At 62.1% G+C, this 24,301-nt stretch carries 19 protein-coding genes; 14 read left to right on the plus strand and 5 right to left on the minus strand.

What is annotated here, in order from left to right; genetic code table 11:
* Window positions 1-262: 262 nt before the first annotated feature.
* Entirely contained in the window at window positions 263-1,651 is a 1,389-nt protein-coding gene (locus J2T57_RS04605) for an OmpA family protein (protein WP_253474977.1), read from the minus strand.
* Window positions 1,652-1,956: 305 nt separating this feature from the next.
* Here J2T57_RS04605 and J2T57_RS04610 point away from each other — a divergent pair, with 305 nt between their 5' ends.
* The 13 genes from J2T57_RS04610 to J2T57_RS04670 all read left to right on the plus strand — a co-directional run bounded on the left by J2T57_RS04610 (window position 1,957) and on the right by J2T57_RS04670 (window position 17,556).
* Window positions 1,957-3,942, plus strand: a complete 1,986-nt coding sequence (locus tag J2T57_RS04610) for a GGDEF/EAL domain-containing response regulator (RefSeq protein ID WP_253474979.1) — start codon at window positions 1,957-1,959, stop codon at window positions 3,940-3,942.
* Window positions 3,935-5,371 (plus strand): sigma-54 interaction domain-containing protein, encoded by a 1,437-nt coding sequence (locus tag J2T57_RS04615; RefSeq protein WP_253474981.1) that lies wholly within the window; start codon window positions 3,935-3,937, stop codon window positions 5,369-5,371. Before J2T57_RS04610 ends, J2T57_RS04615 begins: the two co-directional genes overlap by 8 nt.
* Window positions 5,372-5,742: 371 nt before the next feature.
* Window positions 5,743-6,846 (plus strand): TRAP transporter substrate-binding protein, encoded by a 1,104-nt coding sequence (locus J2T57_RS04620; protein ID WP_253474983.1) that lies wholly within the window; start codon window positions 5,743-5,745, stop codon window positions 6,844-6,846.
* Window positions 6,847-6,936: 90 nt separating this feature from the next.
* Window positions 6,937-7,554, plus strand: coding sequence for a TRAP transporter small permease subunit (locus tag J2T57_RS04625; RefSeq protein WP_253474985.1), 618 nt, complete (start codon window positions 6,937-6,939; stop codon window positions 7,552-7,554).
* A gap of 15 nt (window positions 7,555-7,569) precedes the next feature.
* Window positions 7,570-8,940 carry a TRAP transporter large permease gene (locus J2T57_RS04630; RefSeq protein ID WP_253474987.1) on the plus strand — a complete coding sequence of 457 codons (1,371 nt, stop codon included), beginning with the start codon at window positions 7,570-7,572 and terminating at the stop codon, window positions 8,938-8,940.
* 21 nt (window positions 8,941-8,961) lie between these two features.
* Window positions 8,962-9,744, plus strand: coding sequence for a 3-hydroxybutyrate dehydrogenase (locus J2T57_RS04635; protein WP_253474990.1), 783 nt, complete (start codon window positions 8,962-8,964; stop codon window positions 9,742-9,744).
* Between the two features lie 25 nt (window positions 9,745-9,769).
* Window positions 9,770-11,752 (plus strand): acetoacetate--CoA ligase, encoded by a 1,983-nt coding sequence (locus J2T57_RS04640; protein ID WP_253474993.1) that lies wholly within the window; start codon window positions 9,770-9,772, stop codon window positions 11,750-11,752.
* 231 nt (window positions 11,753-11,983) lie between these two features.
* On the plus strand, window positions 11,984-13,702 hold the full coding sequence (gene pilB / locus J2T57_RS04645) for a type IV-A pilus assembly ATPase PilB (RefSeq protein WP_253474996.1): 1,719 nt from the start codon (window positions 11,984-11,986) through the stop codon (window positions 13,700-13,702).
* A 23-nt stretch (window positions 13,703-13,725) separates the two neighbouring features.
* Window positions 13,726-14,949, plus strand: a complete 1,224-nt coding sequence (locus J2T57_RS04650) for a type II secretion system F family protein (protein WP_253474999.1) — start codon at window positions 13,726-13,728, stop codon at window positions 14,947-14,949.
* Between the two features lie 37 nt (window positions 14,950-14,986).
* The gene (locus tag J2T57_RS04655; RefSeq protein WP_253475002.1) at window positions 14,987-15,862 is read left to right on the plus strand and encodes a prepilin peptidase; all 876 of its coding nucleotides are present in this window, start codon (window positions 14,987-14,989) and stop codon (window positions 15,860-15,862) included.
* 20 nt (window positions 15,863-15,882) lie between these two features.
* Window positions 15,883-16,497, plus strand: coding sequence for a dephospho-CoA kinase (gene coaE / locus J2T57_RS04660; RefSeq protein WP_253475005.1), 615 nt, complete (start codon window positions 15,883-15,885; stop codon window positions 16,495-16,497).
* Between the two features lie 37 nt (window positions 16,498-16,534).
* On the plus strand, window positions 16,535-17,320 hold the full coding sequence (gene zapD, locus J2T57_RS04665) for a cell division protein ZapD (RefSeq protein WP_253475008.1): 786 nt from the start codon (window positions 16,535-16,537) through the stop codon (window positions 17,318-17,320).
* A 23-nt stretch (window positions 17,321-17,343) separates the two neighbouring features.
* On the plus strand, window positions 17,344-17,556 hold the full coding sequence (locus J2T57_RS04670; RefSeq protein WP_253475011.1) for a DNA gyrase inhibitor YacG: 213 nt from the start codon (window positions 17,344-17,346) through the stop codon (window positions 17,554-17,556).
* Window positions 17,557-17,583: 27 nt separating this feature from the next.
* Here the strand turns inward: J2T57_RS04670 and J2T57_RS04675 are convergent, their stop codons facing one another.
* The 3 genes from J2T57_RS04675 to secA are packed head-to-tail and all read right to left on the minus strand — an operon-like array spanning window position 17,584 to window position 22,542.
* A complete protein-coding gene (locus J2T57_RS04675; protein ID WP_253475014.1) occupies window positions 17,584-18,567 on the minus strand; it encodes a Nudix family hydrolase in 984 nt (327 codons plus the stop codon).
* Complete coding sequence (gene argJ, locus J2T57_RS04680; protein WP_253475017.1) at window positions 18,564-19,775, minus strand: bifunctional glutamate N-acetyltransferase/amino-acid acetyltransferase ArgJ; 1,212 nt, start codon at window positions 19,773-19,775, stop codon at window positions 18,564-18,566. The genes J2T57_RS04675 and argJ overlap by 4 nt, the downstream gene beginning before the upstream one ends.
* A 37-nt stretch (window positions 19,776-19,812) precedes the next feature.
* On the minus strand, window positions 19,813-22,542 hold the full coding sequence (secA, locus tag J2T57_RS04685; protein ID WP_253475020.1) for a preprotein translocase subunit SecA: 2,730 nt from the start codon (window positions 22,540-22,542) through the stop codon (window positions 19,813-19,815).
* A gap of 162 nt (window positions 22,543-22,704) precedes the next feature.
* On the opposite strand from secA, the gene J2T57_RS04690 reads away from it, so the two are divergent.
* Entirely contained in the window at window positions 22,705-23,178 is a 474-nt protein-coding gene (locus tag J2T57_RS04690; RefSeq protein ID WP_253475023.1) for a DciA family protein, read from the plus strand.
* Between the two features lie 2 nt (window positions 23,179-23,180).
* On the opposite strand, the gene lpxC is transcribed toward J2T57_RS04690, so the two are convergent.
* Window positions 23,181-24,101 carry a UDP-3-O-acyl-N-acetylglucosamine deacetylase gene (lpxC, locus tag J2T57_RS04695; protein WP_253475025.1) on the minus strand — a complete coding sequence of 307 codons (921 nt, stop codon included), beginning with the start codon at window positions 24,099-24,101 and terminating at the stop codon, window positions 23,181-23,183.
* Between the last annotated feature and the right edge of the window lie 200 nt (window positions 24,102-24,301).

Below are 24,301 nucleotides of genomic sequence, written 5' to 3' on the forward strand. Positions count from 1 at the left end.
TCCTGGGTGCGTTAATGAAACTGATCCGTATTCAGAGGGGCGGTCAGTTCAGCCCTGCACTTGCACGATACCGGGGCGCCCGCCCCTCGGGTTTCCATACAAATCCAACCCGTAACGCGCACAAAAATTGTCCGCCTCTTCAACGGATCATCCGAAAATATAGCAATAGCTAGAGATTGTCCTAAGTTATTTTTCCTACATACACGATAGATTTTCTATATGGCGCAGCGCCTGAGGTATCGTGAAGCAACAAAACACGAATTTATTGCAGTTCCGTGTCGGCAAGCACGCGGGTGTTGAACTGCTTCGGGTAGAGCAGGACTTCGATGCGGCGGTTGGCACGACGGGAGTCGGCGTCGGTCTCCTCCACCAGCGGGCGACTGTCGGCATAGCCCACCGCCTGCAGCCGATCCGGGTTGATGCCGGCTGCAATCAGCACCTGCACGGCGGCGGATGCCCTGGCCGAGGACAGTTCCCAATTCGACGGGTAGCGCGTCTGCAGGCTGGGCGAGATAAGCTGTCCGTCGCTATGGCCCTGCACGCTGATCAGATGCTCGGTGAAACTCTCCAGCGCATCGGCAAGAAAACGCAAGGTCTCCTGACCGGCGTCGCTGATTCTGGCCGAACCGGACGCGAACAGAATATTTTCCGGCAGCTTGATGACCGTGGTCCCGTCTTCCAGACGAGACACCAGAGACTCCCGCTCATTGCTCAATGATTGCAGCTGCCGCTGCAGCTGATCCATCGCGGCAGTCTCCATGGACAGTCGCCCCTCGAGATCGGCAATGGTCTGACTGTAGTCTTCGTTTCTCGCCTGCTGCAGGGCAAGTTGCTCCCGGGTCCGGCGGTAGCGCTCTTCCACGGAGAGTCGCTCCTCGGCCAGCTCCGAAAGCCGCGCGTCACGAGCAGCAAGCTCAGCCCGGGCCGCGGCCAGCTCTTCCCGGGTTGTCGCCAGCGTGGCTTCCAGGTCCACCAGCCGCTGACCATGCTCGCGATTGTCGGCTTCGGCCTCGGCAGCCCGCTGCGAGAGCCGCTCGCGGTCCGCGGTTGCTGCGGCGAGTTCCCTGTCCAGCGCTTCGATGATCTCCTCGGCGGCATCTGCGCGAGCGACGCTTGCCGCGAGGATGTCTTCGTAGATCTGGATGTTGCGATCGCGCTCGTCGGTGGCCTCATCAAGACGCGCCTGCAAGGCGCTCAGTTGCGCGTGCGCTTCATTGCGCTCCGTAGTCATGTTCTGAAGGCTCGCGCGGGTCTCCAGCAGTTCGGCTTCAGCATCCGCCAGCTGCTTGTCCATGTCCTCGAGTTCTTCAAGCAACTGCTGGTTCCAGACCTCGACTTCGGACAGTCGGGCCGTCAGTTCATGACGTCCATCACCCACTTCGTCCAGGCGCTCCCGCATCTCGGCGGCTTCGGCCTCCGCGGCAGCACGACGCGTTTCACTGGCGTGCAGCTGTTCGTTGAGGGCGTCTCGCTGCGCACGCAGCCTGCGCACATCGTCATTGAGTTGTTCGGCTTCGAGGCTCGCTGTCCGGGTCGCCTCGTCCAGCAGCCCCCCGGACACGTTGAGCAGATGGTAGAGATACACCGTGAGTGCGACCGCAATGGCGAGGAGAATCGCCAGAAGGAGGGAAATCGATCCTCGCTGCTTCATCAGGTCCACCTCTCGTCCTTATTATTGATCGGTCACATTCTCATGGCTAAACAAAGCACGTCCGGGCGCGCTGGTCCAGCAACCGCCGAGATGCTCCTGAAGGGGCGCGCAACTCTGCCATCTTCATCTGAAACGGCATCGACTATTCAATTGACGCTCAACAAGGTAACTTCGTCGAAGCGCCGGGTGGAGCGGCGGCACGGGGAAAGCGTCACATGGAGCACAATGTCCGGGCCGAAGGAGCCGAGGCGACGCAAGCCGAGAGGGTCAACCGTCCGGTCTGCGTAATCGACAACGACGCCGGCATGGCAGCTAATCTGGCGGGTGAACTTCGCCTGCATGGCTTTCGCACACGCCACTTCACGAGTCTGGATCTACTCATCAACTTCCTGGCCACGGGCCAGGCCGCTGCGTTACTCATTGACGCCACCACCCTGGATGATCCGACATACCCAGCGGTGAGGGACCGCCTGGTGGCCACCAGGACACCAATCATGGTCATGGATGAAAGCGACAGCATGGATCACCGCCTACGGGCTGTCAGCGCAGGCGGCACAGACTTCCTCCAGCGCCCCTTCAGCCTTGCGGTACTCGCGCACCTTCTGCGCTCCCGCCTGACTGTCTCGAGCCGCCCTGAGGGTACGACGGTCCTGCTCATTGATACCTCCGGCACGCTGGTACAGTGCGCCGCCATGCTGCAGGAAGCCGGACAAGCGCTGCACGCCGTAACCGACGCCGACGCAGCGCTGCAGTATCTGAAGAGCCAGCGCCCGGGCCTGCTGCTGGTGGACGGCGACAGCACGCATCCCACAGCGGGGGAGCTCTTGCTCGCCCTGCGCCAGTATCCGGGTGCCTATGGCATTCCCGCATTGGTACTCACCAGGGGCGACAAGCGCCGCTTCGACGACCTGGCGTCCGCGGCTGGTATCGAAGGCGTGGTCGGCCTTCCCGTGGCGTCTCGCGACCTGCTCGGCATAGTTGGCGCGCGCATGCGCCGCGCCGCCAGCTTGCAGGAAAGCTGGCGCTATCTGGCGCGCCGCGATCCGGTTACCGGCCTGGCCAGCGAGGGCCACTTCCGCGAGGAACTGCGCCAGGCGGTCGCCATCGCCCGGGAAGGTGCCCAGCGGGCCACATTGCTTCATCTCGAGGGGCATTCCGGGCAGGAGGTCTCGAACCGAACCATGACCCTGGCGGTTGCGCGGGTCCTGCAACGCCATATTCCGCCTCCTGGCCTGTGCGCCGCACTCTCTGAAAACGCGTTCGCGGCGATCATCTACAGTCGGGACGAGACCACACTTGAGTCGATCAAGCGGGAACTGGTGGCTGACCTGGCAGCGGCGCGGCCGTTGGCAGGACGCCCCTGCCCGCCAATCGATGCACGCATTGGGACAACCCTGCTGGGCCAGGGTATCGGCAGCGTCGCCGACGCACTTTCCCGGGCCCGGGAAAGTGCCCGCATTGCAACTGGCACGGCTGACGAGGTAGTGCAGACAGCGCGTGCGTCGGCGGATGACTCGCCCGCGGCCCTGGATCCGGCATGGCAGGCAGAGCTGACCTCGGCGGTGGCAGAAGGACGCTTTCGCCTGGTCTACCAGCCAATCGCCAGCCTCACCGGGCAACCCACTGCCCTCTACGAAGTGTTCGTCCGCATGCTGGACGCGGAGCAGAATGACATTCTGCCCCAGGAGTTCCTGCCGGCGGCGAAACGCCTGGGCTTCGCACGGCACATAGACCGGTGGGTAGTGGGTCGTGCGATGGAGGTGCTCCAGGAGCAGCGCCATCGACGAGAACAGCCGGTGCTGTTCATCAAGCTGTTTCCGGAGACGGTGGAAACGCCAAGCTTCGTGGCCTGGCTCGCGGATCGACTACGCCGGATGGATGTGGACCCGAAGCGGCTGGTTTTCCAACTCACCCAGCGCAGCGCGGCCCGACAACTGACCGAGGCCCGCTCACTGATCAGGTCGCTACGGGAACTCGGTTGTGGCCTCGCCCTTGAACACTACCGCATGGATGGGGAGAGCGAACCGTTGCTCGGCAAGCTGGAGGCGGACTACGTGAAGCTGTCCGCCGAGTTGAGTCGGGGCATCATGCAGGATCGGGCGCTGCAACAGGAAGTGCAAAGCATTACAGGAGAAGCCCGCGCCCATGGCGCTCGCCCCATTGCCGCCCTGGTGCAGGATGCCGCCAGTCTGTCGTCACTCTGGGCCGCCGGCGTGGAATACATACAAGGCTACTTCATGCAGGAACCCGTCGATGTCTTCGGCGCGGAAGAGTTGCAGGAACATGAGTGAACAGGCCGAACGACGGATGAGCATCGAACGCCCCTTCCCCGGTGGCGACGACAACGGGCTCACCATGGAGGTGGTGAGCGCCCTGTTCCCGATCTTCGAGCAGGCCAGCGCCGGCGCCATCGCCGTCGATGATCAGGCGCGCATCACCTGGATCAACGGCAGCTACTGCGAGCTACTGGGCGTCAAGGATCCGGCAACAGTCATTGGCAAGCACGTTACCGAGGTGATCCCACCAAGCCGTATGCCCGAAGTGGTGCGCAACGGGCAGCCCATCCTGCTCGACATCATGGAGTACCGGAACCAGCAACTGGTGGTAATGCGCCTGCCCGTGTTCGATACCGAGGAACGGGTCATCGGTGCGGTGGCTTTCGTGCTCTATGACGACGTGCAGCCACTGACCCCGCTGGTGAGCAAGTTCCGCCGCCTGCAGCAGGATCTTGCAGCCGCACGGCGGGCCCTGGCACGCCGTCATGCCCGCTATGAATTATCTGACTTCGTTGGTGCAAGCCCGCAGGCTCTGGAAGCGAAACGGCGCGCCCGCCTGGCCGCAGCGCGCAACACACCGGTATTGCTTCTGGGAGAGACCGGCACCGGCAAGGAAGTTCTCGCCCAGGCCATACACGCTGCCTCCGACCGGTCAGAGCAACCGTTCATTGCGGTTAATGTGGCCGCGGTGCCGGAGAGCCTGCTGGAAGCGGAGTTCTTCGGTGTTGCCCAGGGTGCCTACACCGGGGCGAATCTGGCCCGGGACGGCAAGTTCCAGTTGGCTGATGGCGGGACCCTGTTCCTGGACGAAGTAGGCGACATGCCGCTGCCCTTGCAGGCCAAGCTGTTGCGGGTGCTGCAGGAGGGCGAGGTGGAACCGCTCGGGTCGAACCGGGTGCGGCAGGTGGATGTGCGGGTCATGGCCGCAACCAGCCGGGACCTGGATCACATGGTCGCCAGCGGCGAGTTTCGCTCTGACCTCTACTATCGATTGAATGTACTTCAGATCCGTCTGCCGCCGCTGCGGGAGCGCCTGGTGGATCTCGGGGTGCTTTGCGAGGCCATTCTTGAAGACATCTCCCGCAGGGGCGAACGCCGGACCGAAATCACGGAAGCGGCCATCAGCCTGCTTGCCGGACACCACTGGCCAGGCAACGTCCGTGAACTCCGCAACCTCCTGGAGCAGGCCTTGACCCTGAGCGAGCAGGGTGAACTGCTGGACGCAGACCACCTGCGCGCCCTGTTACCGAGCGAAACCGCGCCGCGCAGACTGCTTGGCGGGGCAACATTGCCGGTGCGACCGCTGCAGGACGTGGTTCAGGATGCTGAGCGGGAGGCGATTCGCGCCGCACTCACTCACGCGAATGGAAACAAGGCCAGGGCGGCGCGATTGCTTGGCATTGCGCGGTCTGTTCTATACGAAAAGCTGGAAAAACTGTCCTGAAAACGGGACATATGTCTGTTTTTTCGGACGTATTTTAGCGATTTTCAGGATAAACGTCCTGGAATCCGGACACAGAAGAAACGAAGCTGTTTCTCTCAGTTATTAAAATATTGATTTAAAGAACTTTTCGCGCCATGGCACAGTATCTGCTATATGTCGGACATGCGGCACAAGACCGCCAAAGAAAAAGCAGATGGGAGGAGATCAACATGCCGGTTCCGGCAACCTGGCCTTGTGGCGATCCCTCCAGCTCTGCTTACCGTTTCTGCGGCCATCACGGCCGGAGATTGGTTGTGTCCTGATGGAGCAACCTAACCCCGGCGAAGTCCGGGGCATCTGATGACAAAGTCGACTCTACTGGAGGAGCAACCATGGATCTGAATCCTGGTCTTCAAAAACTGGCCCGCACGGCCGTCGTGGGCACGGCAGCAGCAACACTGCTTGGTGGCACCATTTTCGCGAGTACTGCACTGGCACAGGAGCGCGTGCGCTGGCAGGTACCTATTGCATTCCCGTCTCACCTGGTGGGACTTAGCACCCCCATCGTGCACCTGTCCGAGACCGTGGAAGCCATCTCTGCGGGTAACATCCAGCTCCGCTACTACGAGCCCGGCGAACTCATCCCGCCGTTCGACATTCTCGATGCCGTGTCGGAAGGCCGCTACAACGCCGGCTTCACCTGGCTGGGCTATGACCAGGGCAGCATCCCCGTCCTGCCGCTGCTCTCCGGACCTCCCTTCGGCATGGAACCCCCGGCCTTCATGGCCTGGCACTACTTCGGTGGCGGTGACGAGCTGTTGCAGGAAGTCTATGAGCCCTACGGCGTCAACGCCCTGCTCTGCGGTGTCATCGGCCCGGAGGCTGCCGGTTGGTTTGCGGAGCCGCTGACCGATCTCGACGCCATTGACGGCCTGCGTATCCGCTTCGCGGGCATCGGCGGCCGGGTCATGGAACGCCTCGGCGCGTCGGTCACCATGATTCCGGGTGGTGAGCTCTATCAGGCCATGGAACGTGGCACCATCGACGCGATGGAATTCTCTGCACCGGCCGTGGACCGCATCCTGGGTATGCAGGAGATCGTCAACAACTATCACCTGCCGGGCTGGCACCAGACCTACACCACTGCTCACCTGCTGGTGAACACGGAAGCCTGGGAGAACCTCTCCGACCTGAGCCGTGTGCAGATCGAGACCGGCTGCCGGTCCGCCACGCTGTTCGGCTTCTCCGAGAGTGAATGGGAGAACCCGCGGGCATTGCGTGATTTCGAGGCTGATGGCGTGAACCTGCAGGTGATCCCGGACGAGATCCTGGCTCAGCTCGAAGAAGTGACCATGGAAGTGCTCGACCAACTGGCCAGCGAGGACGAAATGTTCGGCCGCGTGCTGGAGAGCCAGCGCGAGTGGATGCAGATCCACGGCAACTGGCACTCCAAGGGCCACCTGCCCCGCAGCTACTACGCCCCACGCGAGGACTGATCTCCTCCATGGCGTGAATGGCTGCCGAAGCGCCCCATCGGGGCGCTTCGGCGTTGCGATTAATACCGAGCAGGCTCGGAGCCCCGACCCATGACAGAGCGTAGTGAAACGCAACCGACGACCACCGCGTCCGGTCCATCTTCCAAAGGCCCATCCTTGCCGACCAACCGGATCAGTTTCTATCTGGACGGTGGCATTTCCGTGTTCGGCAAGGCGGTTTCGTGGCTCTGGCTGGCCGTTCTCGGGGTGGTGCTGGCCAACGTCTTCAGCCGCTTCATCCTTGGCCGCGGCTCCATCGCGCTGGAAGAGCTATCGTGGCACCTGTTCGGTGCGACGATGATGCTGACGCTGGCCTATGCAGTGGTCACCGACGACCACGTACGCGTCGATGTCCTGCGCGAGAAGTTTTCGGCAAGAGTTCAGGCCTGGATCGAATTGCTTGCCATCGTGATCCTGCTGCTACCCATTCTCTATCTGATCATCGACGAATTGATCCAGTACGCCTATCGCACCTACCTGCGAGGAGAGCGATCCCAGGCGCCTAGCGGGTTACCTTACCGCTTCATCATCCGAAGCATGCTGCCCATCGGCATGACGCTGGTGGCCATCGCCATCGTGTCCCGTGCGCTGCGCTGCTCCACGCTGTTGTTTGGCTTCCCTCGTCCCTACGTGCGCGGTGGCGGCAGCGACAAGCAATCCGGTTCCTGATCAGCGAGACCTCGAATGGGCACAGAAGAACTCCTCGTCATTGGCATGTTCAGCAGCTTCATGGCTCTGCTGCTACTCGGTTTTCCGGTGGCCTGGTCGCTGGCCGGCGTAGGCTTCGCCTTCGCGGTGCTCGGCCATGTGATGGTCGAATACTTCGCCTCCGATATCTGGTTTACCTGGAGCGGCACCATCGGGGTGCTGGACCGGCGCATCTACGGGATCGTGGCCAATGAGCTATTGGTTGCCCTGCCGTTATTCATCTTCATGGGGATCATGTTGGATCGCTCCGGCATCGCCGAGCGGCTCATGAACTCCCTGGTTCGGGTGCTGGGTGGCCTGCGCGGCGGCTACGCCGTGACCGTGGTTATTGTGGGTGTGCTGCTCGCGGCCTCCACGGGCATCGTCGGTGCGTCCGTGGTGCTGCTTGGCATGCTGTCGTTGGGCCCCATGCTGGCGGCCAAGTACAACAAGTCGCTGGCCGTGGGGACTGCATGCTCGGTGGGTACACTGGGCATACTCGTCCCGCCAAGCATCATGCTGGTGCTCATGGCCGACCGCCTCGGTACACCGGCGGCCTCCGTGGGGCGGCTGTTCATGGGAGCGCTGATTCCCGGAATGATGCTCGGCCTGATGTACATCATCTACATCCTTGTCGCAGCCTATATCAAGAAGGATCTGGCCCCGGCGCCACCGGATCGAAAGCCCCTGAACGCTCGCGCGTTCCTTGAAGTCGGTATCGCTGTACTTCCACCGCTTGCCCTGATAATCGCTGTGCTGGGCTCGATCTTCACGGGCTTCGCCACCACCACCGAGGCCTCGGCGGTTGGCGCCCTGGGAGCGGTCATCCTGGCGCTGTGCAATCGCTCCCTGGATTTCAAGGTGCTCGGCGAGGCCCTCTACCAGACCAGCCGCACCACGGCGTTCATCTTCGCCATCTTCATCGGCGCCACCATCTTTGCCTCGGTGTTGCGCGGCCTGGGTGGTGATGACGTCGTCCGTGCCGCCATTACCGGCCTGCCCTTCGGTGAGACGGGCATCGTGCTGACGATTCTGTTTATTGTTTTCCTGCTCGGCTTCTTCCTGGACTGGGTGGAGATCACCCTGATCATCCTGCCCCTGGTGGCACCGGTGGTATTCAGCCTGGGGGTTGATCCGGTCTGGTTCGCGATACTGTTCGCCATCTGCCTGCAGACCTCGTTCCTCACGCCACCGGTAGGCTTCGCCCTGTTCTACATCAAGGGAGTCTGTCCACCGGGTATCAGCACACGCGACATCTACGTGGGGGTGGCCCCATTCGTGGCCCTGCAACTGCTCGGACTCATGCTGGTGTTCTGGTTCGCGCCACTGGCCACCTGGCTGCCCTATGAAGTGTACGGCGGGCGATAACTCATCAAGGAGAGACAAGAAATGAGACTTACTAACAAGGTCGCAATCGTCACCGGATCGGCTCGCGGCATCGGCCGTGCCATCGCCGAGGGCTACGCGCGAGAGGGCGCGCGGGTCGTCATCGCCGACCTGGACCAGCAAAGCGCCGCCGCCGCCGCGACGGAACTCGAGGCTACTGGGGCGGAGGCCATGGGCATTGCCATGGACGTCACCGATGAGCGTGCGGTAGACACCGGCGTACAGCAGGTGGTAGACCGCTGGGGCTGCGTCGACATCCTCGTCGCCAATGCCGGCATACAGCACATTGATCCCCTGGACAAACTCGACTTCAGTGACTGGCGTAAAGTCATGGCCGTTCACCTGGACGGCGCCTTTCTCGTCACCCGTGCCTGCCTACAACACATGTACGTGAATGACCGTGGCGGCTGCATCCTTTACATGGGTTCCGTCCACAGCAAGCTGGCGTCGCCCTTGAAGGCGCCGTATGTCGCCGCCAAGCATGCCCTGCTGGGACTCTGCCGATCCGTTGCAAAGGAAGGTGCGCGCCACGGAGTGCGCAGTAATGTCATCTGCCCTGGCTTCGTGCGCACACCGCTGGTGGACAAGCAGATCCCCGAGCAGGCGCGGGAGTTGGGCATCTCCGAAGAGGCGGTCATCCGCGATGTGATGCTCAAGGACACCGTAGACGGCGAGTTCACAACCCTGGAGGACGTGGCCCAGCTTGCCATCGATCTGGCGGCATTCCCGTCCGCCGCCCTTACCGGTCAGTCCGTGGTGGTCAGCCACGGCTGGTACATGCAATAACCGCAGAGCGAGGATATCCACAGCCATGACAACGAGCGACGAAATCCTCTGGACACCCGGCAACGCCCAACTGCAAGACAGCCGGATGGCCGACTACCTGCGCTGGTTGGCTGCCGAGGGTTACGGAAGCTTTGATGATTACGCGTCCCTGCACGCCTGGTCCATCAGCGACCTGGAGGCGTTCTGGAAATCCATTTGGCGCTATTGCGGGCTCTCCGCCGAGACGGCGCCCAGGGCCATGCTCGGCAAGCGGGACATGCCAGGGGCCGAGTGGCTCCCCGGCGCTCGTCTCAACTTCGCCGCAAACCTGCTGCGCCATGCCCAGGGCGAAAACGCGGACCGCGAGGCCATCGTCGCCGTGGCCGAATGCCGGCCGACCCTGCGCAAGACGTACCGCGAGCTCCATGCCGACGTCGGCGCATTCGAAGGCTTCCTGCGCGCCCAAGGGGTCAAGACCGGCGATCGCGTAGCCGGGCTGGTGGCCAATGGCTATGAAACCATGGTGGCCATGCTGGCCACCACAAGCCTCGGGGCGATCTGGTCGTCGGCGTCACCCGACTTCGGCACCGAAGCCACTCACGATCGCTTCGGCCAGATCGAACCCACCATACTGGTGGCCGTGAACGGCTATGGCTTCGGCGGCAAGACCTTCAACCGCCTGGAGCAATTGCAGACACTGGCCGGGCGGCTCGACACCGTGCGCAAGGTCGTGGTGGTGGACCAGCTCCCCGGTACCGGGCTACCCGACGGCGATCGCTTCGTCGCCTGGGATGACGCCCTGTCCGCGCACCAGGGAGAGGAGCCGAGTTTCACCCCCCTGCCCGCCGACCATCCCGTGTACATACTCTATTCATCCGGCACAACGGGAAAACCCAAGTGCATCGTCCATGGCGCCGGCGGCCTACTGCTGAATCACGCGAAAGAGCTGATCCTGCACGGCGATGTCGGTCCCGGAGACCGCTTTCTCTACTTCACCACCTGTGGCTGGATGATGTGGAACTGGCAGGCCTCGGTATTGTTGACTGGTGCGAGCGTGATGACCTACGACGGCTCCCCGGCCTATCCGGACCTGGGCATGCTCTGGCGACTGATCGACAGCGAGAATCTGACCCATTTCGGCACCAGCGCCCGCTTCCTCGCCGGCTGCCGCAAGCGTGAACTCACTCCCGGCAAGACCGAGAACCTGGATCACTTGCGCGTGGTGTTCTCCACCGGCTCTCCCCTGCTGCCGGAGGACTACGACTGGTTCTACGACAATGTGTCGCGGGAGATCCTGCTCGGCTCCATCGCCGGCGGGACCGACATCTGCGGCTGCTTTGTCGGCAGCAACCCCATGCTCCCGGTGCGCCGCGGCGAGATCCAGTGCCGCCTGCTTGGTGTCGATGCGGTGGCCTACTCCCCGGACGGCCAGGCACTGGAGGACGGCCGCGGTGAGCTGGTCTGCCGGCAGCCGCTGCCTTCCATGCCGGTTGGATTCTGGCAGGACGCCGATGGAGCCCGGTACCGCGGCGCCTACTTCGAGACCTTCGAGGGTGTCTGGGCCCACGGTGATTTCGTGCGCTTCACGCCATCGGGCGGCGCCATCATTTATGGCCGCTCTGACGCCACCCTGAACCCCGGCGGTGTACGCATCGGAACCGCCGAGATCTACCGACAGGTGGAGACCATCGAGGCGATCGCCGACAGTCTGGTGGTTGGGCGCCCCGTCGATGGCGACGTGGAAGTGGTGCTGCTGGTGACTCTGGCCCAAGGCGAGTCGCTGACGCCGGCATTGCGCAAGCTGATCCGCGACCGGATTCGATCCAACGCCAGTCCGCGGCACGTACCATCGCACCTGATCGCAGTGAATGACATTCCGTACACCCGCAGCGGCAAGAAAGTGGAGATCGCTGTTGCGCGGTTGCTACAGGGCGAGAAGGACCCAGGCAATCTGGGCGCTCTGACCAATCCGGAGTCGTTGGCACACATCCGCGAAACACTAATCGCAGAAGGTCTGCTCGACGGCTAGCAGCAGGGTCTCCTCCACGACTGGCCCGCCTTCACGGCGGGCTTTTTTTGTCTGAAGCAATCTCCCTGATGTGAAGACCCGGGTGTGCAAAACCTGCCAACCCCTTCACAATCCCGAGGATTCGCCGTTCCTATCGCCGAAGCCCTTCGTTTATAGTGGTGCGGCGGTGATGGGCCTCACTTCGAGGCGAAGAAAAACCGTAGGCCAGGGCCGGGGCAGATCAAGAGACGCATGGCGACAGCGAATCCCACAATCAAACTCAGTGGTCTGGCAGGTCGCCTCGTTCGCGACGGCCTACTGGATGAAGAACTCACTCGGCAGGCAATCGAGTCAGCGCGCAAGGCAAAAGCGCCGCTGGTGGCTCACCTTGTGGAGCAGAAGCTCGTCACCGCCCAGGATCTTGCTCATGCGGCGGCGAACGAGTTTGGCGTGCCGCTCATTGACCTGGCGGTGGTCGAACTCGATCAGCAGGTCACCAACCTGGTCAGTGAAAAGCTGATACGTCATCACCAGGCATTGCCGTTGTTCAAGCGGGGCAAGCGGCTGTTCGTCGCTGTTTCCGACCCGACCAACCTGGATGCGCTGGACGAATTCAAATTCCACACCGGACTGACCACCGAGCCGGTACTGGTGGAACAGGACAAGCTGGTCCGCTTCCTCGACAAGGCGCTGGAAGACCCGGGCGGCGGATTCACCGACCAGGATCTCGACGAGGACCTCGAGAATCTGTCGGTTAGCGGCGGCGATGAAGCCGGACCCAGCGGCGACGTGACGGAAGCCGACGCCGACGATGCGCCGGTGGTGCGCTTCGTGAACAAGGTGTTGCTTGACGCCATCAACAAGGGTGCGTCGGACGTTCATTTCGAACCCTACGAGAAGTCCTTCCGGGTGCGCTTCCGCCAAGACGGCATGCTGCGCACCGTTGCCAGCCCGCCGCTTGGTCTTGCGCCGCGGATTTCCGCCCGCATCAAGGTCATGTCCCGCATGGACATCGCCGAGCGCCGGGTGCCCCAGGACGGGCGCATCAAGATGAAGCTCTCCAAGACCCGGGCCATCGATTTTCGTGTCAACAGTTGTCCGACCCTGTTCGGCGAGAAGCTGGTGCTGCGTATTCTCGATCCGAGCCAGGCCATGCTCGGCATCGACGTGCTCGGCTATGAGCCCGAGCAGAAAGAACTGTTTATGGATGCCATTCATAAACCCTACGGGATGGTGCTGGTCACCGGCCCAACGGGTAGCGGTAAAACCGTCTCGCTGTACACGGCATTGAACATACTCAATACCGAGGATCGCAATATCTCCACCGTTGAGGATCCGGTTGAAATCAACCTCCAGGGCATTAACCAGGTCAACCTGAACGTGAAGGCGGGGCTCACCTTCCCCTCGGCTTTGCGCGCCTTCCTGCGCCAGGACCCGGATATCATCATGGTGGGTGAAATCCGTGACCTGGAAACGGCGGAGATCGCCATCAAGGCAGCACAGACCGGCCACATGGTGCTGTCAACACTGCACACCAATGACGCACCACAGACACTGACCCGGCTGGCGAACATGGGTGTACCGCCCTACAACATTGCGTCTTCGGTTAACCTGATCATTGCGCAGCGTCTGGCCCGTCGCCTGTGCAGCAATTGCAAGGAACCACAGGACATCCCCAAGGAAACCCTGCTCGACGAGGGTTTCACCGAGACGGACATCAAGGATCTCACCATTTACGGGCCCAAGGGCTGCGATCAGTGCACCCTGGGCTACAAGGGTCGTGTCGGTCTCTACCAGGTCATGCCGGTTTCAGAAGCCATGGAACGCATCATCATGTCTGGCGGTAACTCGCTGGAACTTGAGGATCAGGCTCGCAAGGAGGGTATCAACGACCTCCGGCGATCCGGTTTGATGAAGGTCATGCAGGGCATGACCAGCCTGGAAGAGATCAACCGCGTGACCAAGGATTAGCGAGAACAACCAAGGACGCAGCCATGGCTCAGAAGGCAGCGAAAATTCCGACGTTTGTCTGGGAAGGGACCGACAAGCGAGGCGAGAAGGTCAAGGGTGAGGCACAGGCTGCCAACGTCACCATGATGAAGGCCGAGTTGCGCCGGCAGGGCATTCAGCCCAAGGCCGTGCGCAAGAAATCGGCGCTCGCTGCCCTGGGCAAGGGCCGCAAGAAGATCACCGCCGGCGACATTGCCGTGTTCAGCCGCCAGCTCGCCACCATGATGAGCGCCGGCGTACCGCTGGTGCAGGGTCTGGATATCGTCGGTCGGGGCCATGAGAACCCGGCCATGCGCGATCTGGTCATGGAGATCAAGACCGACGTCGAGGGCGGCAGCAACCTGAGCGAGTCCCTGGGCAAGCACCCACGCCACTTCAACGAACTGTTCTGCAACCTCGTGCAGGCCGGTGAGGCCGCCGGTGTGCTCGACACCCTGCTGGACAAACTCGCGACCTATCTCGAGAAAACGGAATCGATCAAGAAAAAGATCAAGAAGGCACTTTTCTACCCCACGGCGGTTCTGGTAGTGGCCTTTGCAGTAACAGCGCTGCTGCTGTATTTCGTGGTGCCACAGTTTCAGTCCCTGTTTCAGGGCTTCGGTGCCGATCTGCCGGTATTCACCCAGTTTGTGGTCACCCTTTCCGACTTCATGCAGGCCAACGGGCTCGTCATCCTGGTGGTTCTGGTCGCCCTTGGCGTCGGCTTTGTCGAGGCCAAGAAACGATCACCCAAATTCGTCCACTTCCTCGACCGGGTCTCTCTACGCATTCCGGTCATCGGACAGATTCTCCACAAGGCGGCAGTGGCCCGCTACGCGCGCACCCTTTCCACCATGTTCGCCGCTGGCGTTCCGCTGGTGGATGCCCTGGAATCCGTCTCCGGCGCCACTGGCAACTACGTGTATAGCCAGGCCGTGTTGCAAATGAAAGAGCAGGTGGCCAGCGGTCAGCAGCTGCAGACGTCCATGCGCCTGACCAATCTGTTTCCGAACATGGTCATCCAGATGACGGCCATCGGCGAGGAGTCCGGCTCTCTGGACAGCATGCTGGCCAAGGTTGCCGACTTCTACGAAGAAGAAGTGGACAACCTGATCGATAGCCTGAGCAGCCTGCTCGAACCCATGATCATGGTCATACTCGGCGTGCTGGTGGGTGGCCTGGTGGTGGCCATGTATCTGCCGATCTTCCAGATGGGCTCGGTGATCTGATCGAGCTGCCCATTCAGAACAAGAAGGACACTGCTTGATGTCCGCGCTTGCAGCGCTGGAACACTCACCTGCGTTGCTGATCACCGCAACCCTGTTGCTCGGGTTGCTGGTAGGCAGCTTTCTCAACGTGGTTATTCTGCGGGCTCCGCAGATGCTGTTCCGTGAATGGCGCGCCCAGGCTCGCGAGATTCTCGAGCAACCCGCGGACAGCGCCGATACCGAGCCGTTCAACCTGGTCCGCCCTGCCTCGCACTGCCCGAACTGCGGCCATGGCATCAAGCCCTGGGAGAACATCCCGGTGCTGAGCTGGGTTGTGCTTCGCGGCAAGTGCAGCGGCTGCGGGGCTGCCATCAGCCCCCGTTACCCTGCCGTGGAACTGGCCACCGGACTACTCTCCGCCATTGTCGCCTGGCAATTGGGCTGGGGCGTGGAGTTGTTCCCCGCCCTGATCCTGACCTGGGTACTCATTGCGCTCTCCGGCATCGACATCGACCACCAGATCCTGCCGGACAACATGACCCTGCCGGCGCTTTGGCTGGGGTTGATCCTGGCGCTTGTACCCGTTTTTGTCAGCCCGACGGACGCCATTCTCGGCGCCGTCGCGGGCTACCTGAGCCTATGGCTGGTATTTCAGGCCTTTCGCCTGGCCACGGGCAAGGAGGGCATGGGTTACGGTGACTTCAAGCTGCTTGCCCTGCTGGGAGCTTGGCTGGGCTGGGCGGCCTTGCCAGTCATCATTCTGCTATCCGCCCTGGTGGGTGCCGTCGCCGGCATACTCATGATTCTGCTGCTCGGGCGCGACCGTCAGCTGCCCATTCCCTTCGGCCCCTATCTTGCGGGCGCAGGCTGGCTCGCCCTATTGTGGGGTGACGACCTGACCAACTTCTATCTTTCAATTTCCGGGCTCGCCTGACAGGTAATCAGGAGTACGCCATGTTCGTCGTCGGATTGACCGGCGGGATTGCCAGCGGCAAGACCACGGTTTCTGATCTCTTCGCCAGCCTGGGCGCCACTGTTGTTGATACCGATATCGGTGCGCGCGCCGTCGTCGCTCCAGGGCAGACCGGGCTGGATGCCATTGTCCGGCATTTCGGCAAGCAGATCCTCAAGCCCGACGGCACACTGGATCGGGCCGCTCTGAGACAGCGGGTGTTCGATGAGCCGGAGCAACGCGAATGGCTGGAGAGCCTGCTACACCCCCTGATCATTGACTGGGCCCGACAGCGGATTACCGAGGCAGCAGGACCCTACGTGGTGCTGGTGATTCCCCTGCTGGTGGAAAGTGGCGCCCTGCGGGAGTTGCTCTCCCGCGTGCTCGTCGTGGATGTGCCGGAGCATGTACAGGTGTCGCGCTTACAACAGCGGGATGGCAGCAGTGAGTCTGCGGCGCGGGCCATACTGCGCACCCAGGCCAGGCGTGATCAACGCCTCGCAATCGCCGATGACGTCATCGAGAACACCAGCGAGCAGGCCGCCCTGAGGGCCCGTGTCGAGACGCTGCATCAGCACTACCTTTCACTGGCGGCCAATGTCGGCGACAATGCGTGACGACACGGGTAAGCGAGCGCCACGGGCACCAGACAGTATGGATGGAGTACAAGGCCGGACGATCATTGCCTTCGAACAGCCGTTGAACGAGCGGATGCGGATCCTGATGCGACTTGAGCATCTGTTCCAGCAGAGTCGGTTCGCCATTGACGGCGACAGCGAATGGCACAGCCGCCTTGCGCTCGGCACGCTGGTTGAAATACTCGATATCCTCACCCGTGGCGACGTCAAGTCCGAACTCATGAAAGAGCTGGATCGGGTCGGGCAGATGCTGCACCGGCTCGAGGAAAAACCCGGTGTCGACACCGACCGCCTGCACCACTACATCAACGAGTGCGACCGCCTGCTTGACCGTCTGCGGGAACACAAGGGGCAGCTCGGCGCCAGCCTCCGCCAGGACGAGCTACTCTCCGCCCTGAGCCAACGCAGCGGCATTGCCGGCGGTACATGCGCATTTGACCTTCCCGGCTATCATTACTGGTTGCATCTGCCCGCGCAGAGCCGCCGCCAGGCCCTGGAAGACTGGTTCGGCGTGCTGCGCGCCGTGCAGGAGGCAACGGATCTCATCCTGCAACTGGTCCGCGAGAGTGCCACGCCGCGCAGTCAGGTCGCCCGAGACGGCGTCTACCAACGCAATCTCGACCGCAATACGCCCTACCAGATGGTGCGGGTGGAATTGCCGGAAGGCAGCCCCTGGTTCGCGGAGATCAGTGGCAGCAAGCATTTCGTGACCATCCGCTTTCTGGAGCAACCCTCCACGGCGGATCGTGCGGCCCAGATATCCACCGACGTCGAGTTCAGCCTGCGCTGCTGCATGCTCTGAACGCGTGCGAGAGTGTGACTACCATGACTCAATACATACATTGCCCCCATTGCCGGAAGCCCGTTGCCTGGAAAAGTGAGTCGCGCTGGCGGCCGTTTTGCAGCGAACGATGCAAGATGATCGACCTGGGGGGCTGGATGAGTGAAGAGCACCGCATCCCCGGCGTGGAACTGCCGGATGACATGCTCGACGAGGTGAGGGAACACTTCGATCCAGCCAACGACGAGCACCGCTGAGACACCCGCGCAGCTGACAGGCCTGTATCAGGGGCTCCACAGGGCGCTGATGGCCGCAATCCCCTGGGCCCGGTGATACCGGGCAATATCGAGGTGCGTTGCCCGCATGCCGCCCAGGGCGAATACCGGGAAGGGGCGATTGCGGATCAGCTCCGCAAAGGCGGGAAAGCCCAGCGGCTCGGCACCCGGATGGCTTGCTGTGCGCTCCACCGGCCCCAGCACGCAGAAATCCACCTGCAGCGCTTCGGCACGATCCAGCTCCAACGCATCGTGACACGAGGCAGACAGGAGTTGCCCGGAAGCCAGGGCCGGACGGGTAGAGACGCTATTCAGCCGTCTGCTGGTCAAGTGCAGGCCGGTGCCGAGTTGCGCTGCCAGCCCCGGGTCCCTGTTCAGCTGCAAGAGCGCCCCATGCCGTTGACAGAGTTCCCGGCATTGCTCTGCAAGTCGCGTATATTCGTCGTCATCCAGATCATGGGCTCGCAACTGAACCAGTCGTATACCAGCCAGGAGGCGGTGCTGCAGTTGCCGCAGAAAGTCCCGTTCCGCCCCTGGCACGGGCTGCGGCGAAATCAGGTACTGGTGTGGTAGACGAACAGCACGAACGATAGGGTTATTGGCGTCAGGGAAGCGGTATTCCTCCAGCGCTGCCGGGGCAACCCAGCGCAACGGCTGCCCCTCGCGCCCAGTGGGCTCGCCGTCGAAGGCGAGGATATCCCAGACGTCCAGGAGTACCTTCTTCTCTGGATAACGATGGGCAATCCGCAGCAGGGGAAACATGCGCCGCGGGACGATGCCCAGTTCCTCGCGAAGTTCGCGACGCAAGGCGGCGTGGATGTCCTCGTCGGGTTCCACCTTGCCGCCGGGAAACTCCCAGCGGCCACCCTGATGGGCGTGCGGCGCACGACGGGCAATCAACACCCGGCCCTGACCGTCACGAATGACAGCCACCGCCACATGCACGCCGTCCGACTCCACCCGGAGCCCGGCAAAGGGGTCGGACTCGATCATGTCCGGTATTCGGCGTTGATGCGGACGTATTCGTAGGAGAAGTCGGTGGTCCACACCGTGGCTGCTGCCTCCCCACGGCCAAGATCGACACCGATGGTGACCTGTTCGCGGGCCATGCGCCGAGCCGCCTCGGACTCGAGATAGTCGGCGGCACGACCGCCGTTTTCGGCGATCAGATAGTCATCAAGCCAGATGCACACCCGGCCGACATCGAGATCATCAATACCACTGCGACCGATGGCTGCGAGTATGCGGCCCCAGTTCGGATCGCCGGCAAATGCCGCTGTCTTCACCAGCGGCGAATGGGCGATGGTGTACGCCACGGCTTCGCTTTCGCGTTCACTGCCACCGCCGCGGACCTCGATGGTGATGAACCGGGTCACGCCCTCACCATCCCGCACAACAGCCTGCGCCAACTCACGGCAGAGAGAGTCCAGGGCCTCCTGGAACAGTCTTCGGTCATCGTCGCTGTCTACGCGGACCCCGCTGCCGCCGGTCGCCGCCAGCACACAGGCATCGTTGGTGGAGGTGTCGCCATCCACCGTGATGCGGTTGAAGGAGTAACGCACCGCCTTACGCAGGGCTCCGTCCAGAAGCTCCTGCTCCAGCCCTGCATCGGTGGCGAGGAAGGCAAGCATGGTGGCCATGTCCGGCCGGATCATGCCCGCACCCTTGGCCATGCCGGTCAGGCGGATACGGCCACCAGACAACGTGACTTCCCGGCTACTCGCCTTGGGCAGCGTGTCGGTGGTGAGGATTGCACCGGCTGCCTGTGCCCAGCCGTCCGGGCGCAAGGCGTCCATGGCCTGGGGCAGCGCACCGACCAGGCGATCCACGGCCAGCGGCTCGCCGATCACGCCGGTAGAGAAAGGCAGTACGGACTCGATGGGCATATCCGCGAGTTCTGCCACGCCACCACAGCACCGCTCGGCGTCGGCAAGACCACGCGCTCCGGTACCGGCATTGGCGTTCCCGGTATTGATCAACAACCAACGGGGCGCTGCAGCGGTCAGATGACGGAGGGCAATCTGAACAGGTGCCGCGCGAAATCGATTCCGCGTGAACACGGCAGCAACACGTGTGCCGGCTGCGAGTTCCATCAGAGTCAGATCAGGATGATCAGGCTTCTTGATGGCCGCGCAGGCAACACCGAGCCGCACGCCTTTGATTGGCAGCAATTCGGGCAAGGGCCCCAATCCAACGGGCATGTTCCGTCCTCACGGAGGGGGTGTCACGGCAAGCCGCTCAGAGCTTGCCGTGACACTGTTTGTACTTTTTCCCGGACCCGCATGGGCAGGGTTCGTTGCGACCGACCTTGCGCCCGTCGCGAACATAGGTCCCGGCGCCACCACCGGCCGCAGCGGCTTCCCGACCGGAGCCAGCGGCCGCCTGCTGCTCATCCTCGGCCAGGGCGCTGGCGGATTCATGGCGCGCCTGCATGGCTTCCTGCATCTGGCGTCGCTGACGCTCCAGGGCCTCCATTTCTTCCGCCGAGAGCAAGCGAACCCGATGGACCGCCTGGGCGACGGAACGCTGCACCGTCGCCAGAAGATTGGTGAACATCTGGAAGGCTTCTTTCTTGAACTCCTGTTTCGGGTTGCGCTGTGCGTAGCCCCGGAGGTGGATACCCTGCCGCAGGTAATCCATTGCCGCGAGGTGCTCCTTCCAGTGCTGGTCGAGGTAGCGCAGCATCATCTCCTTCTCGAGACGACGCATGGTCTCTGACCCGATCTTGTCCTCTTTCTCGGCGTAGACCTTGTCGGCCTCCTCGAGTATTCGGTCGTGCAGCCCCTCTTCATCCATGTCGTCGTTGTCGTCCAGCCATTGCTGCAACGGCAACTCAAGGGCGAAATCCTTGTCCAGCGCCTCGGTCAGACCCTCGACGTTCCACTGCTCCTCGATGCTGCCGGGCGGAACGTACTGCGCAACCAGTCCGAGTATGCCTTCGTGACGCCAGGCATTGATGGTCTCGGACACCTCTTCGGCTTCCAGCAGTTCCTTGCGCTGGCTATAGATGACCCGCCGCTGATCGTTGGCGACGTCATCAAATTCAAGCAACTGCTTGCGGATGTCGAAGTTGTGCGCTTCTACCTTTCGCTGGGCATTCTCGATCACCCGGGAGACCAGACCGGATTCAATAGCCTCACCCTCTTCCATGCCCAGGCGCTGCATCATGTTCGAGACGCGATCCGAGGCAAAAATGCGCAGCAGGCTGTCCTCCAGGGACAGGTAGAAGCGGGTCGCACCCGGGTCACCCTGCCGCCCCGAACGGCCGCGCAGCTGATTATCGATACGCCGCGACTCGTGCCTTTCGGTGCCGATGACGTATAAGCCGCCGGCTTCCACCACCTTTTGGTGACGCTGCTCCCAGTCCTTGCGGAGCTGCTCTACTGCCGCATCGTCCGGATTCTCCAGGGCCGCGATTTCCACATCGACATTGCCGCCGAGGACAATGTCCGTGCCACGACCTGCCATGTTGGTGGCGATGGTCACGGCACCGGGCTGTCCGGCCTGCGCAATGATCACCGCCTCCCGATCGTGCTGCTTGGCGTTCAGCACTTCATGGGCAACGTTTTCCTCTTCGAGGCGCTTGGCCACGAGTTCCGACACTTCGATGGAGGCCGTGCCAACCAGAATGGGCCGACCGCGCTCCCGCTCCTGCTTGATGTCATCGACGATGGCGGCGAACTTGTCTTTCTGGTTCAGGTAGACCAGATCATGGTGGTCTTCCCGCACCATGGGCCTGTGGGTGGGTATGGCAACCACCTCGAGGCCGTAGATATGCTGAAATTCGTAGGCTTCGGTGTCGGCGGTACCGGTCATCCCGGCCAGCTTGCCGTAGAGCCGGAAGTAATTCTGGAACGTGATCGACGCCACCGTCTGGTTTTCCGGCCTCGGCTCAAGGCCCTCTTTCGCTTCCACCGCCTGGTGCAGACCGTCTGACCAGCGCCGGCCTGGCATGGCACGGCCGGTGAATTCATCCACGATGATCACCTGGTCGTCACGGACGATGTAATGATCGTTCCGCCGGAACAGATGGTGGGCGCGCAAGGCAGCGTTGAACTGATGCATCAGGGCGATGTTTGAGGCGTCATAGAGGGATTCACCCTCCTCCAGCAAACCAGCCTCGGAGAACATCTGTTCGACTTTCTCATGGCCGCTTTCGGTGAGGTAGGCCTGTCGGCTTTTTTCCTCTATCCAGAAGTCCCCATCACCTTCTTCCTCCTGCTGTCGCACAAGCCGGGGGACGAGCTGATTGATAGTGGTGTAGTGCTGGGAAGAGGCCTCGGCGGCACCTGAAATGATCAGCGGCGTGCGTGCCTCGTCAATGAGGATGGAATCCACCTCGTCGACAATGGCGAAGTGCAAGTCTCGCTGCACCCGGTCCTCGGCCCGCAGCGCCATGTTGTCACGCAGATAGTCGAAGCCGTATTCGTTGTTCGTACCGTAGGTGATATCGGCCTGGTAGGCTGCCTGCTTGTCTTCGTGGGTCATGCCCGCTACCACCACGCCGGTGGTCATGCCCAGGAACTGGTAGATCTTGCCCATCCACTCTGCGTCGCGGCGTGCCAGGTAATCGTTCACCGTCACCACGTGGACGCCCTTGCCCTCGAGTGCGTTCAGGTAGACGGCCAGGGTGGCCACCAGCGTCTTGCCTTCGCCGGTCTTCATCTCGGCGATGCGGCCCTGATTGAGCACCATGCCACCGATGAGCTGCACATCGAAATGGCGCATCTTGAGTACGCGGCGGGAGGCTTCACGCACCGTCGCGAACGCCTCGGGCAGTACGCTATCCAGCGTTTCTCCCTGGGCGAGCCGATCCTTGAATTCCTGGGTTCGAGCAGCAAGGTCCGCGTCGGACAGGGCCATTAGACCCTCTTCGAGCGCATTGATGCGCTCGACGTCTTTGCGCATTCGGCGGATCGTCCGCTCATTGCGGCTGCCGAAAACCTTTCTCGCGATAGCACCTAACATACAAGTTCACCTGGATTGACCGGTCGGGATTGTCGCACACGGCGGCGGCTGGTCATTCTGCCGACCGTACCCTGTCGAGCCGGAAGCGGCACATGATACCGTATCGCTGGCAAAATTATTAGGCAGTGGCAACGCTTGCGGAGCCATCTCCAGGGGGATCCGGTGAAGACACCAAAGGCGAAACCCGCCTCGATTGGAGGACTGCTCGCAAAGGGCGACAAACCACTTGGTCGCATTGCGAGCCAGGCCCGAATGCTCTGCGAGTTGGAAAAGCGGATAGCCGAATCCTTGCCCGGCGATTTCCATGGCCGCTGGCAGTTGGCTGCTGTCTCGAACCGTCAGGTAGTGGTCACCACAACAAGCGCTGCATGGGCAACACAACTGCGCTTCAGTGCGACGGAGATCCTTGGGGCGGTAAATGCCAGGCAGATGGAAACGGGCAGGGTCGCCACACGGCTAGTGGTAAAAATTGCACCACCAGCCCGGCTACCAACGAGGCCCTCGCCCCCCAGGGAACTAAGCGACAGTGCAGGCCGGCATTTGCAGCGGGCCGCCGAGACAACTACACACCAGCCATTGGCCGAAGCGTTGCGGCGCCTGGCCAGCCGCCGCAACAGCGGCGGCGGCAAGACCTGACATCAGGTCAGCGCTGGCACAGGTACGGACTGGTCGAAGGAGATCGGCGCCCGATTGGTGTCCTCGAACGTCACCTCTTCCCACGCGCTTTCATCCTTGAGCAACGCCCGCAATAACTGATTGTTAAGCGCATGGCCCGACTTGTGCCCGGAGAAGGCACCGATCACGCTGTGACCGAGCAAGTAGAGATCACCGATTGCATCGAGAATCTTGTGCTTCACGAACTCATCGCGGTAGCGCAGACCATCCTCGTTGAGCACCCGATAATCATCGACCACGATGGCGTTATCCAGGCTGCCACCCAGCGCCAGTCGTCGCTGTTGCAGGGCCTCGATATCGCGCATGAAGCCGAATGTACGCGCCCGGCTCACTTCCTTGACGAAACAGGTGCTGGAGAAGTCGACCTCCGCCACCTGATCCTCATCCCGGAACGCGGGATGCTTGAAGTCAATGGCGAATGCGACCTTGAAGCCCTCGAAGGGCTCGAAGCTCACCCATTTCTCGCCATCTTCGACCCGGATCGGCTTCTTGACCCGAATAAACCGCTTGGGTGCGTCCTGCTCCTGAATACCAGCGGACTGGATAAGGAACACGAACGGGCCTGCACTGCCGTCCATGATCGGTACTTCGCCCGCACTCAGCTCCACCACGGCGTTATCAATGCCAAGGCCAGCGAGGGCAGACAGGAGGTGTTCGACCGTGGACACGCGTACACCATCTTTCACCAGGCAGGTGGATAGCTGGGTATCGCCCACGTTCTCCGGATGAGCCGGTATTTCAACCGGCTCATCCAGGTCGACACGGCGGAAAACGATGCCGGAGTCAGCCGGCGCCGGGAGCAGAGTCAGGTAGACCTTGTCTCCCGTATGCAGCCCCACGCCGGTCGCACGGATCACATTCTTGAGTGTACGTTGTCGGATCATGACTTGATCATACTCCTGTGCCTGCCACCCCCCGTCGCAGGACTCTAAAATCGGCCAAGCGCGTCCAATACGGACACGTATGGAATTGGCTGTCATTCTACTGCAAACAATCTCGCACGTATACTGCAGCGCAGCATACCCGATTGGTTGACAGCAACTGCCCAAATTTGGTGCGAAGTGTAACGCAGCTCAGCTATCGA

The sequence above is a fragment of the Natronocella acetinitrilica genome (assembly GCF_024170285.1).
Taxonomy (GTDB): Bacteria; Pseudomonadota; Gammaproteobacteria; order Nitrococcales; family Aquisalimonadaceae; genus Natronocella; species Natronocella acetinitrilica.

Coding starts and splice junctions, on each gene's coding strand:
- J2T57_RS04605 (WP_253474977.1), bottom strand. CDS start 1,651: ATGAAGCAGCGAGGATCGATTTCCCTCCTTCTGGCGATTCTCCTCGCC.
- J2T57_RS04610 (WP_253474979.1), top strand. CDS start 1,957: ATGGCAGCTAATCTGGCGGGTGAACTTCGCCTGCATGGCTTTCGCACA.
- J2T57_RS04615 (WP_253474981.1), top strand. CDS start 3,935: ATGAGTGAACAGGCCGAACGACGGATGAGCATCGAACGCCCCTTCCCC.
- J2T57_RS04620 (WP_253474983.1), top strand. CDS start 5,743: ATGGATCTGAATCCTGGTCTTCAAAAACTGGCCCGCACGGCCGTCGTG.
- J2T57_RS04625 (WP_253474985.1), top strand. CDS start 6,937: ATGACAGAGCGTAGTGAAACGCAACCGACGACCACCGCGTCCGGTCCA.
- J2T57_RS04630 (WP_253474987.1), top strand. CDS start 7,570: ATGGGCACAGAAGAACTCCTCGTCATTGGCATGTTCAGCAGCTTCATG.
- J2T57_RS04635 (WP_253474990.1), top strand. CDS start 8,962: ATGAGACTTACTAACAAGGTCGCAATCGTCACCGGATCGGCTCGCGGC.
- J2T57_RS04640 (WP_253474993.1), top strand. CDS start 9,770: ATGACAACGAGCGACGAAATCCTCTGGACACCCGGCAACGCCCAACTG.
- pilB (WP_253474996.1), top strand. CDS start 11,984: ATGGCGACAGCGAATCCCACAATCAAACTCAGTGGTCTGGCAGGTCGC.
- J2T57_RS04650 (WP_253474999.1), top strand. CDS start 13,726: ATGGCTCAGAAGGCAGCGAAAATTCCGACGTTTGTCTGGGAAGGGACC.
- J2T57_RS04655 (WP_253475002.1), top strand. CDS start 14,987: ATGTCCGCGCTTGCAGCGCTGGAACACTCACCTGCGTTGCTGATCACC.
- coaE (WP_253475005.1), top strand. CDS start 15,883: ATGTTCGTCGTCGGATTGACCGGCGGGATTGCCAGCGGCAAGACCACG.
- zapD (WP_253475008.1), top strand. CDS start 16,535: ATGGATGGAGTACAAGGCCGGACGATCATTGCCTTCGAACAGCCGTTG.
- J2T57_RS04670 (WP_253475011.1), top strand. CDS start 17,344: ATGACTCAATACATACATTGCCCCCATTGCCGGAAGCCCGTTGCCTGG.
- J2T57_RS04675 (WP_253475014.1), bottom strand. CDS start 18,567: ATGATCGAGTCCGACCCCTTTGCCGGGCTCCGGGTGGAGTCGGACGGC.
- argJ (WP_253475017.1), bottom strand. CDS start 19,775: ATGCCCGTTGGATTGGGGCCCTTGCCCGAATTGCTGCCAATCAAAGGC.
- secA (WP_253475020.1), bottom strand. CDS start 22,542: ATGTTAGGTGCTATCGCGAGAAAGGTTTTCGGCAGCCGCAATGAGCGG.
- lpxC (WP_253475025.1), bottom strand. CDS start 24,101: ATGATCCGACAACGTACACTCAAGAATGTGATCCGTGCGACCGGCGTG.